Raw genomic sequence first — 11,785 nt, forward strand, 5'->3', positions numbered from 1 at the left:
TCGAGGTGGAATCCGGGATGATACGAGCTTTTTATATCGGACGTTTTCAGCCGTATCATTTCGGGCACCATGCCGTAATTACACGGATTGCCGAAGAAGTGGATGAACTGGTCATAGGCATAGGAAGTGCCCAGAAAAGCCATGAAGCCACCGATCCGTTCACGGCAGGGGAAAGGGTACTGATGCTCTATAATGCGCTTGAGAACCTCCCCATCCGTCATTACGTCCTCCCCATCGAAGATGTCAGGTACAACTCTATCTGGGTCCACCACGTCGCATCCAGGACCCCTCGCTTTGACGTGGTGTACTCGAACAATCCTCTCGTCATCCAGCTTTTCCGGGAAGCCGGGTTCTGTGTTAAAGAATCCCCGCTCTATGTCAGGGAAAGGTACTCCGGGACTGAAATCAGGAGAAGGATGATTGCCGGAGAAAAATGGGAGCACCTTGTTCCAAAGCCCGTTGTGGAAACAATCAAAGATATTGACGGAATAACCCGTCTCAGGAATGTTGCTGCAAGCGATAGCAACTTTTCTTTATGATTCGGTCTGGGCAATACTTTTCTTCTCATTAATTCCTTTCAGGGTACCGAATCTATCCAGTCAAGGGAGCCCGGGCTGTATTCCTGCAGTTCCTCTTCTTTTCCGCTCAGGAGGGAATCTATGATTTTTTCCACATCTTCTGCGGTCTCTTCCTCAGTCCTGCCGGTCGTATTTACTTCGTAAACTTTGTCGCACCATTCAAAAGCTTCTGTCAGGATCAAATCGATTGATTCGGCTTCTGCGTTTTCGTTAACCTTTTCTTCGGAATACCCGCGCTTTTCGAGTCTTGTTTTTAGTTCGGGCGGGTAAGCCCTGAGCACGATTACAATGTCTGTTATGTAGTGGGCAAGGTGGCTTTCGAGAATTACCACTTTGTTTGCCGATTCTTTTTCAATTTCATCAATGAGCTCAGGAAGGCGGCTTCGGACAAGCTCCATATCCGCTACTACCGAATCCCTTTTTTCATCAACCTCGGTGTAGAGGTGTTCTTCTTTGATCAGGTCATTAAGATGAATTGCCTTCCACTGCCTTCTTTTTTCGAGAAGCTTGCTTACCGAGGTCTTTCCCGTACCCGGCGTACCTGTGAGTCCTATGAGCATGGAGAGGGAGATAAGGTTTTATCGCAGTTATACTTAATCCCGGTTTAGCCAGGCCGGGTTTTCAGCTGTGGAAAGGAGGATCAAGGGATTCGGAATTTTTTCATTCCCGCCTCTTCAGCACCGTAACGATCCCCAGGTATCCGTCCACTGATAGGTAATCTCCGCTTTTTATGAGTTCTGTTGCGTCCGTGACTCCTGTAATGCAGGGAATTCCATATTCTCGGGCAATGATGGCCCCATGAATCAGCATCCCTCCTCTGCGCTCCACAATTGCGGAACACAGGGGTACGATAAAAGTCATATTTGGATCTACGGCATCACAGACAAGGACTTCTCCTGCTTTCAGGTTGAAAATGTCTGCTTCTTTCAGGATAACCCTTGCAAATCCCTCAGCGACTCCTCTTCCGGAAGGGCTTCCAAGGAGCTGCCTTGGATTTACCTTTTCCCGGGGGATTTTCTGTTTTTGCGGCAGTATTTTCCATTTAGGGCTGTAATCAGGATCTCGAAGGGTTTTTATCAGCTCTGCTTCAAATTTCGGGGTGAAAAAAGCCTGATCTCCCGGAAGCCTTTCTTTCTCTAAACCTCTTTCAATTAGCCTTTTTCTGCCTTCAAACAACGCCCTCGTGAGTTCGGCTTCTATTTTCCCGAGATATATATTGTCGTCATCCCTGAGGCGGTAGCTCGCGCGGGCAAGGTCAAGCAGCTCGGCTGCACATTGCTTGTTTTTGTCTTCGAAACCGGAGAGATATTTTTCTTTCAGGTATTGTATGCGGTTACTATCTTTTTCTTCCGCAGTCATGGGAGTCGGGGGATGGGAAGCCATCTCAAGGAGCAGCCGGCGAAGACCTTTTTTTGCCCCGGGACTTTCAGAATAGCTCCCTCCGTATCCGGAGATGAAAGAGTTAAGATCTTCTTTAAACTCGGTTATGGCTTTTTTCGGGGCAGTTTCCTCAGCTTCGTTTTGTTCCTTTATTGCCTGCATAAGCTCCGGACTTTTCCGGAGTTTTTCGGAGATTTCCTCCAGTTTCCGGTTCCTTTCGAGGCTTAACATTTCAGTCCCGGAAAGGAGGTCTGTAAATTCATAGGGGTCTTCGGGGTTTACGGTTTCATTATAGACTTTTCCAAAAAGGCGGGCTCCGTGGGCAAAGGGTATGAACTCCTCCCAGTAAATGTCATACCACTTTCTGTAGATTTCGGCCCTTCTTTCTATTTCCTCTGCGAGGGCAGAATCCGGCAATTTTCCAATTTTTTCTTTTTCCAGCTCTTGGGCTTCTGCCTGCATGGCCGGGAGATATTTGTCCTCTATGGCTCTCCTGAGTTCTTTGAGGTTTTCGAAATTTCTCCTGAGGCTCAGGTACCAGCGCCTCTTTTCGTCCCTGTCTTCCTGCAGGAGAGTGGTTATCGGCCTTGCCTGGAGAACATAAAGGGTTGAGTCTCTGAAAGTCCATTCTATATCCTGGGGGGTTCCGAAAAAGTTTTCCGCTCTTCGGGCCAGTTCAAAGACTTCCAGAACCTCGGCAGGGGTAAGAGGCGGGTTTTTTTGAAATGCTTCGGGCAGGGCTTTAAGTTCAGAACCTTCTTCTCCCGCAAACACCGCTTTTTCCCTCTCAGCCGGCAGATGAGTTTTTATCTTCCCTGTCTGCCTGGAAAGGGTCCAGCGGTCAGGTTCCACAGTGCCGTCAACAAGCCCCCGGTTAAGTCCGTATACGGCTTCGACAACGGCTTCGGACTCGTAATCAGGATTTTTCCCGAAAGCAACCCCCGATACCCGGCCATCTATCATTTCCTGGACAAGCACAGCCATCGCACTGCTGAGAATGTCGAGCCCCATTTCTTTCCGATAAAGGAGCGCCGCATCCGACCAGAGGGAAGCCCAGACAAGGCTTAGATGCCGCAGGATATCCCGGACTCCGTGGATATTAACATATGAGGCATGCACCCCTGCAAAAGAAGTCTTTGCACTGTCTTCTCCCGGGGCAGAAGACCTGACAGCAACTGCTTTTTCTCCAAAGTAACCGATAAGCCTTTCTTCCAGTTCCTTTTCCATTTCCTCCGGAAGGGGGGTCCGGATGAACATGTGCTTGATTTTTTCCGAAATGTCCCAGAGTTCTTCCCAGCGCATTTCTTCAAATGGTTTTCGGCTGAGTTCAAGGAGAATTCTGCCCCTGAGCCCTGTCCTGTCAACATATGCCTCGTAAGCTCCGGTGCAGATGCAGACTCCTGCCGGGACAGTCAGGCCTTCCCTGTGCAGGATACCAAGGGCAGAAGCTTTTCCTCCGCAGACTTTTCCGGTATTTTCCCGGGTCTCTTCGATATGTATGAGCCACTTTCCCGTAATCAACCCCCTCTATCAAATATTTCATGCCTGAATAGAAGCAGGCGGATCAAATAGAAATAAGGCTTGATTAAATCGAAAAATGTCTGATTATAAAGATATCAAACCGAGTAAATATCTCAAGCCGGATTGGTATATTAAACCGAAACTAAACCGAAACTAAACCGAAACTCAAACCGAAACTTCAACAACGTGCTGGAAACGGGTCACAACAATGTATTTTTCCACCCGGATTTTCAGGAAAGCCGTTGTAGGCGAATGCAAAAAATCCACTAGGTGCGGATGCTTCATCAGATAGATTTTTTCCATTATGCTGCGTTCGAAGTCCTCGATGGGTTCGACCTTCCCGAGCACTGTTACAGCCATAGCGTCCCGGAAATCTTCTATTGTGTTCTTTCTATTGTCAATCAACAGGGAAATTGAAGGATTTGCTGACAAATTTGAGTATTTTCTGGTTGCTTTCGTGGTAGAAAAAAGAATATACCTGAGCTTTTCATCCGAGGCAAACGCAATAAGACTCACGTAAGGCGCTGTTTCGTTTTGAGTTGCCAAGACGGCAAGGGGCTGGGATTCAAAAAATTCTTTCAGTTGTTCAAGCAGTTCTTTTTTTTCGAGCCCTGTCTTCTCTACAGGGGTTTCCCCTTCCTTTTCCTCAAGATCCTGAGGAATAGCGGATGCAATCTCATCTTTCATACTTACAACTCCCTCTTATCTGTTATCCTGCATTTTCCTGAAACCTTTTAACCATTCGTCACAACGCCTTTTATTTTTTCAAAGTTCCGATAACCGGGTAATCCTTAAAAACCTCAGGGCCGTGGGGCGCTTCGTTGTCCATTGCTTCCGAGAGATCCTGCCCTGAATCATGGAGCCCCTGGTGAGTTCCGTCTTCCCACATGTAACTGTCCGATACGTCGTATACCTGCCCGTCATAGGCAATGTAAATCTTGCCGTTCTTCCCGTTGTACTCTGAAAGTTCTTCAAGTGTGTACTCTTTCATTTCCGATTTCCTCCTTTCTTTGACTTTGCAATACTGATTTGAGTTTTAATCTTATCAGTCCGAGTTTCAATCTCATCCTGAGGTCCGTATCAGACATTAAGCAGCTTTAACATCTCACCGGTCTCGGTAGTAGGAAGCTGACATTCATAGTTCTGGCAAACGTATGCGGTTGTCTTTCCTTCAATAGGGAGCTGTTCTTTTGTATATTCTGCAAGGTCTGCAATTTCTGGATTTTCTTCTTCGGGCCTGAAGACCAGCACCTTATTGGGTACGAAGTAGCTCCAGAGCTCTTCGAGCATATTTACCGTATCCGGAGACTCGCGTTTTCCTGAAATAATTACTTCGTATGAAGGGCCCAGCCTGAAATCAAGGGCAGACAGAAACTGGGTGTATCCTGAAGGTGCTTTTTTGATCAGCTTTGAGAATGCACGTTCGAGCCTGTCCGCAGTTTCCTCCATTCCAGGGTCGGCAATTATCCTGGAGAGGCGCAGGAGATTCAACATTTCAAACGAGTTCCCGGATGGGATTGCTGCATCCGTAAACTCCTTTTTTCTGAAGATCAGAGCCTCACTATCGTTGGCTGTGAAATAGAGGCCTCCGTTATCCGGATCCCAGAAGTGTTCAATCAGCTCCCTGTTCAGGGAAACGGCTGCTTTGAGGTAGCGCAGCTCAAAACTTGCCTCATAAAGTTCCAGAAGCCCGTGTATCAGGAAAGCATAGTCATCGGAAGTTCCGGAAATTCCTGAAACTCCGTCCCTGTAGCGGTGAAGCAGCCTGTTGTCGGGGCTGTAAAGGGTTTCCAGGAGAAAATCCGCGGTTTTTTCTGCGGCTTTCAGATACTTTTCTTCCCTGAAAACCTGGAAGCCTTTTGCAAAGGCTGCGATCATAAGCCCGTTCCAGTCGGTCAGGATCTTGTCATCCATTGAAGGCCTTTTGCGCTCGTACCTTGCCGCAAGGAGTTTCTCCCGGGAACGTTTTATCCGGCCTTCAACTTCTTCTATGGGGATCTTAAGCTCGGCTGCAAGGGAATCTGGAGAGTAGACCATATAGAAGAGATTTGTTCCGGTTTTCTTGCCCCTGATCTCTTCTTCAAAATTGCCCCCCGCTTTCAAATTGAACATTTTAATAATCAGCTCGGAATCCTCAGGACCAAGAATACTCCTTACCTCTTCTATGGTCCACAGGTAGTACTTTCCTTCTTCCCCTTCAACGTCGGCATCCTCTCCGCAGTAAAAACCGCCTTCCGGGGATGTCAGGTCCCTTAAAACGTAGTCAAGGACCCCCTCTGCTGTTTCTTTATACAGGTCTTTTCCGGTGACCTGATAGGCTTCAGTGTATGCGATTGCGGTAAGAGCCTGGTCGTATAACATTTTCTCAAAGTGGGGCAGAAGCCACATGCCGTCTGTGGAATAGCGATGAAAACCCGATCCCAGGTGGTCATAGATTCCTCCACTGCGCATATTGTCCAGGGTGTGCTCTACCATATGAAGAGCTTCCGGGTTTCCGCTACGTTTCCAGTAACGGAGCAAAAAGGAAATTTTGTGCGGGGTCGGGAATTTCGGGGCCCCTTCAAAGCCCCCATACTCGACATCAAACGAATTCAGCAGGTCCTCATAGGCTTCTACGATGATCCCTTCTCCCAGCCCTTCCCCTGCCGATTCCACGATCATATTCTGGATGGTGGATGTGATCTTTTCAGCCGAATCAAGCACTTCCTCATGTTGCTGGTCCCAGATTTCTTTTATCCTGGGTGCCAGTTCCATCATTCCTGTCTGATTGAAGCGTGATTTTTTCGGGATGTATGTGCCTGCAAAAAAAGGTTTTTTGTCCGGCGTCATAATGATATTAAGGGGCCAGCCCCCTCTTCCAAGAATAATCTGGCAAACGGTCATATAGATATTGTCAATATCAGGTCGCTCCTCTCTGTCCACTTTTATGGAAACAAAGGCTTCGTTCATGAGTCTTGCAACCTCTTCATCCTCAAAAGACTCATGTGCCATCACATGGCACCAGTGGCAGGTAGAGTATCCTATTGAGAGAAAAATGGGCTTGTTTTCTGCTCTGGCTTTTTCAAAAGCTTCTTCTCCCCAGGGATACCAGTCCACAGGATTATAGGCGTGCTGTAGAAGATAAGGACTCTTTTCGTTAATCAGGCTGTTAGGTTTTCTTTGTTCTTTTCCCAGTACAATCCCTCCTGCTTTTCCTCACGTTTTCAGATCCTGCCAGGCAATCATGCCGCCTTTCAGGACTTTTACATTCCCAAAACTATTTCGGATAAGAATCTCCGCAGCTCTTTCCGCTCGCTTTCCGGAGCGGCATACTACTATTATTTCCCTGTCTTTTGCCTCTTTAAGCTCCGAAATCCTGCTTTCCAGGCTTCCAACAGGGATATTTACCGAATTTTCCAGGTGCCCCAATTTTCCGGAAAGTTCACTTTCCTCTCTTACATCCAGGATAAGAATGGGAGCTCCGGAATCCAGTTCCCTTTTCAATTCAGAGGCTGAGATCGTTTCCTTATTCAGACTCTCTCCATTCCGGGATGCAGCTTTTCTTGCGTCCGAACTGCCGGACTCCATAGCCTTTCCGGAAGCCTGAGAACCGCTGATGCCGGCATCTTTTGATTTAAATATCTTTTTTATCCAGTTTGCACCCTCTACCTCAAGTTCCTCAGCTATTTTAGAATTCCTGCTTTTTCCGTAAAATCCGAATTGAAAAATCATCTCTTTCTCTTCCCTCGATCCTGAAAGGATTTTTTTCGTTCATGATATATTTGCAGATTTTTTGGGAGTAGAAGCTGAAATCTCTCCTGAACAGCCGCATACGCCTTCAGTCCGAATCCTGAATACATGTTCTGCAGGAGTAAGGATTTAACTTCCTGAAACTACCCGCTATGACTCCCCTTATCTAATCAGTAACTACCAGATATTTGATCCTTTACCGGATAACCTTACCGGATAACTTTAATCCTGTTAAGAGATTTTTATTTTTCCGGGGGTGTGATAAGTTCACAGGACGATCCATATCCCCGGGAACTGAAAAATCAGGTATGGCCAAACTTTCCCCAATTTACATAGTCGTCACCGGAATATCAATATATCGGTATTTTCAGGGTTTATCGGTATTTTCAGGGTTTTTTTCTGGCAGACTGCATGTAAGGAAGACAATTTTCTAAAAAAAGGATTGTGGTGTCTGTACAGACAAAAAGAGATTTGTTGTGGTTCCGGAACTTTCAGATCAACATTATACTTGCGGTCAATATGATATCCACGGGTTAACAGGGGGATCGGTTATTCATAGTTATTTCCGTGCCTGTTTTCCGCAGGTTTTCAATGTCTCAGGACACTCCCTGCTTTTTTACCGGAAGGAGCTGTCCGAGTTCTTCGCTTTTTTCCCCGTATTTTCCCACTCTGAGGAAATTTATAACTTTTGTGACCCGATATGACTGCTCTCTCTTTTTTTCGTCTTTTCGAGCCTGATACACTCTGATCGAGCGAAGCAGGTCGATTTTTCGGAATTCGGGCCAGAAAGGAGCACAGAAATAAGTTGCACACTCGCTGCCATTAGCCTGCCAGGGCAGGAAGTTGGAGACTCTCTCATCTCCTCCGGTGCGGACGATCAGATCAACATTCGGGACAGACACTCCCGGAGCAGGGTAGAGGTGTTTTGAGATCAGGTTTTCATCAACATCTTCTAGCAAAAGTTTTCCACTTGAAACGCAGGCTGCAATATCCCGGACTGCCTGCATTATGTCCTGTCTGCCCCCGTAAGCAATAGCCACGTACAGGTTAAACTTTCGATGGTGTTCGGTGGCTTTCTCAATCTTTTCAATGGACTCGTTCAGAAAAGCCGGCAACTTTGTTCTGTCCCCTATCACCCTTACCTGCATTTCTTTTTCGTAGGTCCTTTTGTCATTGTAAAGCTTCAGAAACTTTTCGTTGATCAGGTTGAAGAGTCCGTCAACCTCTTCTTCCGAACGCTGGAAATTTTCCGTGGAAAAGGCATAGAGGGTTAGCTGTTTTACTCCTATCTCATAACACCACTCAATAACCTGTTCGGTGACTTCCGCTCCCATGGCGTGTCCGAAGCTCCGAGCCCTTCCAAGATGCCCCGCATATCTGCGGTTTCCGTCCATGATTACAGCTATGTGGTCAGGGATTTCGGAACTTAAAATCTCCTTTTCAAGCAGCTGCTCATACTCTCGGTAGAACATGCTGAATGTCCTGTTTTTCATAACGCGAAGCCCTGCCCGGCAGGCTCCTGTGTTCCACGGTACCATTTTTAGGCTAATAATCTGTTTCCCCCTAAAATATATCGGTTCCAGGCTTGTCTATGTAGATCCTTTACTAAGCGAAATTCAGTATTCCCTCTAGTTCTGGATAATTAATATCTTTTTTGCTGGGAAAGCGTAATATGGAGAGTATCAACCCCTATGAGCATACTCATAATAGAGGGAATTCATCTCTCATGGGAATTCATTTCTTACTAAATTAATTTTAATTCATGAAATACTTTACTGATTTACTCCCAAAGAGGAATACAAAATCATTTTATTCAGAAATTTTCCTGGATTCTCTGAGCATATGCGGTTAGGGGATATCCGTGGGAACAGAGATATACTCAGATAGGGGATTGGTCGGAAGGAGTTGGGGGAAAAGAGTTTATGCGGTTACAAAAAACATATTTAATGCAGGAAAATTTCTTGATACTACTGTTGAAAGAGTGAATGTGAAGATATTATTTACCGCTCTTTGCTATATAATTGCTTTATCCCGAAGTTATTGACTCCGAACTATCGGGAGTTTTTTTTGAATTTTTTTAAGTCGGAAACCCGACTGCTCACCCTAAAGATGGGATCCAGAGAAACAAATTCCGAGTCATGAGATCAGCATTCTGGTAAACCCTTTTCCGAAAACTCTAATTGAGGGGCTTGATTAGAGCAGGAAAATTTTACTTAAACTGGGGGTTTTAAGAGGGGTTTTCAGGATTTTTACACTATTCTCACGAATTATGTTCTGCACACGAAAGTTAACATGTGTGAAAACTGTTAAAGGAAAATACGATTTAATATAAAATTATTTCGATTTGATTTTCCACAAAAATATTTGTAAATGGTAGGAGGATTTTGAAAACCTTTGATTTGAGGTTGTTTGTTTCGATCGAACCAAACCTGCTTGAAGCGGGTGTGCCGGCACAACTTTGATTCTCGCTCGAAATAGACGCCCGTGGCTCAGGGTTTTATCCAGATCCTCTCAAAAAGCAGGTATAATACAACTTTCAAACATAAAAAGTCAGTAATTCTCAAGAACAGAGCCGACGATGTTTTTATAACTCTCTTTCAGGGAATACACGTTATGATCCCCGGTGACATTTATGCTCAGGATTCCAAGCCTGGTATTCATAAGCCCGACCATAGCTGACACTCCCCGGTAGCTTACCTCGAAATTTCCTTTATCGAGGAAGTCATAAACTTCACCGGTGGTGAACTTGTCTCCGGTCAGGAAGAGATTGAGCACAACCTTGCGTATCCCGTTTTCGTCCCTGCCGAGATACTTTATCAATCTCGCTCTTACCCTTTCTTCCGCAGTCTGCAGTTTCGGACACCTCAGTTTTAATGATAATTTGAATTATACTCTTTTAATATTAATTTGAATTATACTCTTTTAATATTAATTTGAATTATACTCTTTTAATATTAATTTGAATTATACTCTTATAATATTAATTTGAATTATACTCTTTTAATATTAATTTGAATTATACTCTTTTAATATTGATTTAAATTATACTCTTTTAATATCGATTTAAATTATACTCTTTTAATATTGATTTAAATTACTCTTTTAATATTGATCTAAATTACTCTTTTAATATTGATCTAAATTACTCTTTTAATATTGATTTAAATTATACTCTTTTAATACTGTATTCATTCCGTTATGTTTGCTATTTCCAAACAGGTGCGACCCTGAAATAGGAGCGCTAAGAATCGAATACCCTATATCCTTATCGTTTATATATTTTAGGATTACTTTTTTTTGAATAAATATATTGGAGTATACTATGGATGTACTGATTTGTTATGCAGCTCCCCTGATCAATTAGGAAAAGCTGAAAATCCCGTAGTTTTTGTTTCTCTGACCTTCAGCTTCACAACAAAGGAATGAAGTGAAGGTTGACCGTTAAAGCGAAGGTTAAATATCAGTGCCATATACTGAAATGGTTCCCTGCCTGAAGGTACGTTATTATTGAAGAATAATATCTTATGTATAAATATTTACAGTAGAAGTGGCGGAAACAATTCGAACTAACGTTTCCAGTTCTGCCTGCAAGCATAAAGACAACAAGGAAAGATTAGAAGTTCTGGTCCCTTAATGCCTGCAAGCATAAAGACAACAAGGAAAGATTAGAAGTTCTGATCCCTTAATGAACTTCCTGCTTAAAACACTCCGAGCAGGCATTGAATTTTATTTGTTGAGTTCATCCTAATACTCAGAATTTGCTTCTTGTAATCTTATGTTCCGCATAATCAGTCAAGTTTCTGATCTTGAAAGCAGTTATGGTAATTGTTAAGGAGAAGTGAAATCACTTTTGGGATCAGCTTATTTGAAGAAAATAGATCTTTCACATTGCTTTATGATACGAAAGATGTTCCTGCTAAAAAAGGGGAAACATTGGTTAACGATGGCTACAAGAAAGTAAAAAGGAGTAAAATTAAGCGTTTTAGTAGATTTAGAAAAGGTTCCTCTCTCAATTATTGTTGTTCTCGCAAATGAGAATGGCTCAACTCTTTATATCCCTACACTTAAAAATTTCAGGATAAAGAGACCTAAAGGAAGGCCTGTAAACAGGCCGTCCAAAGTAACAGCAGATGCAATATATGACACAGATAACATCAGAAAATATATCAGAAGAAGAGGAATAAAGTCCAACATACCAGTGAACATATGAAATAGAAGAAAAAGAAAAGAGAAGGACCAATAAAGATATATTGGAACAACTTTAAAAAGAAAAGTGGAATAGAAGGGTTTTTTAGCTGGATAGAGTCATGCAAGAAAGTCTTGCCAAAGTATGAAATCAAAGAAATATCGTACCTTGGTGCTGTAATGTTAGCAGCAATAATGTGGTTAAATCAAGTTTTGGGATGAGCTCTATATAAATGTTCATAGCTTGAAAAAAGGAAAAAATATAAGAGCTGGTTGGATTTAATCCTCTTCCACGCCATCAAACTAAAAATTTAGAAAAACCCTTTCCTCTCAATTCCGACCCATTCTATAACTTTTAAGTAACCTTTTGAACCTGAAAAATAGATATTTTT

At 43.7% G+C, this 11,785-nt stretch carries 11 protein-coding genes; 3 read left to right on the forward strand and 8 right to left on the reverse strand.

The genetic code is table 11. The features are described 5' to 3' along the window. Positions 1-17 precede the first annotated feature (17 nt). Complete coding sequence (locus ACSAZL_RS02990; protein ID WP_440947264.1) at positions 18-539, forward strand: nicotinamide-nucleotide adenylyltransferase; 522 nt, start codon at positions 18-20, stop codon at positions 537-539. 38 nt (positions 540-577) lie between these two features. On the opposite strand, the gene ACSAZL_RS02995 is transcribed toward ACSAZL_RS02990, so the two are convergent. The 7 genes from ACSAZL_RS02995 to uppS all read right to left on the reverse strand — a co-directional run bounded on the left by ACSAZL_RS02995 (position 578) and on the right by uppS (position 8,701). Further along, entirely contained in the window at positions 578-1,138 is a 561-nt protein-coding gene (locus tag ACSAZL_RS02995) for an adenylate kinase family protein (RefSeq protein WP_440947265.1), read from the reverse strand. Between the two features lie 100 nt (positions 1,139-1,238). Further along, complete coding sequence (locus tag ACSAZL_RS03000) at positions 1,239-3,479, reverse strand: PEP/pyruvate-binding domain-containing protein (RefSeq protein ID WP_440947266.1); 2,241 nt, start codon at positions 3,477-3,479, stop codon at positions 1,239-1,241. Positions 3,480-3,644: 165 nt separating this feature from the next. Next, on the reverse strand, positions 3,645-4,166 hold the full coding sequence (locus ACSAZL_RS03005; protein WP_440947267.1) for a pyridoxamine 5'-phosphate oxidase family protein: 522 nt from the start codon (positions 4,164-4,166) through the stop codon (positions 3,645-3,647). 70 nt (positions 4,167-4,236) lie between these two features. Next, entirely contained in the window at positions 4,237-4,470 is a 234-nt protein-coding gene (locus ACSAZL_RS03010) for a cytochrome b5 domain-containing protein (protein WP_440947268.1), read from the reverse strand. 89 nt (positions 4,471-4,559) lie between these two features. Continuing rightward, entirely contained in the window at positions 4,560-6,653 is a 2,094-nt protein-coding gene (locus tag ACSAZL_RS03015) for a thioredoxin domain-containing protein (RefSeq protein ID WP_440948768.1), read from the reverse strand. Between the two features lie 21 nt (positions 6,654-6,674). After that, positions 6,675-7,190, reverse strand: coding sequence for a rhodanese-like domain-containing protein (locus ACSAZL_RS03020; RefSeq protein WP_440947269.1), 516 nt, complete (start codon positions 7,188-7,190; stop codon positions 6,675-6,677). Positions 7,191-7,804: 614 nt separating this feature from the next. Further along, positions 7,805-8,701, reverse strand: a complete 897-nt coding sequence (gene uppS / locus ACSAZL_RS03025; RefSeq protein ID WP_440948769.1) for a polyprenyl diphosphate synthase — start codon at positions 8,699-8,701, stop codon at positions 7,805-7,807. Positions 8,702-9,069: 368 nt separating this feature from the next. On the opposite strand from uppS, the gene ACSAZL_RS03030 reads away from it, so the two are divergent. Further along, positions 9,070-9,252: a hypothetical protein gene (locus tag ACSAZL_RS03030; protein WP_440948956.1), complete on the forward strand. Its 183-nt coding sequence runs from the start codon at positions 9,070-9,072 to the stop codon at positions 9,250-9,252. Between the two features lie 506 nt (positions 9,253-9,758). Here the strand turns inward: ACSAZL_RS03030 and ACSAZL_RS03035 are convergent. Beyond that, positions 9,759-10,028, reverse strand: coding sequence for a DUF2551 domain-containing protein (locus ACSAZL_RS03035; RefSeq protein ID WP_048173626.1), 270 nt, complete (start codon positions 10,026-10,028; stop codon positions 9,759-9,761). A 1,195-nt stretch (positions 10,029-11,223) separates the two neighbouring features. Here ACSAZL_RS03035 and ACSAZL_RS03040 point away from each other — a divergent pair. Next, the gene (locus ACSAZL_RS03040) at positions 11,224-11,418 is read left to right on the forward strand and encodes a hypothetical protein (protein WP_440948770.1); all 195 of its coding nucleotides are present in this window, start codon (positions 11,224-11,226) and stop codon (positions 11,416-11,418) included. Positions 11,419-11,785: the final 367 nt, after the last annotated feature.

The organism is Methanosarcina mangrovi (assembly GCF_052057765.1).
Classification (GTDB): domain Archaea; phylum Halobacteriota; class Methanosarcinia; order Methanosarcinales; family Methanosarcinaceae; genus Methanosarcina.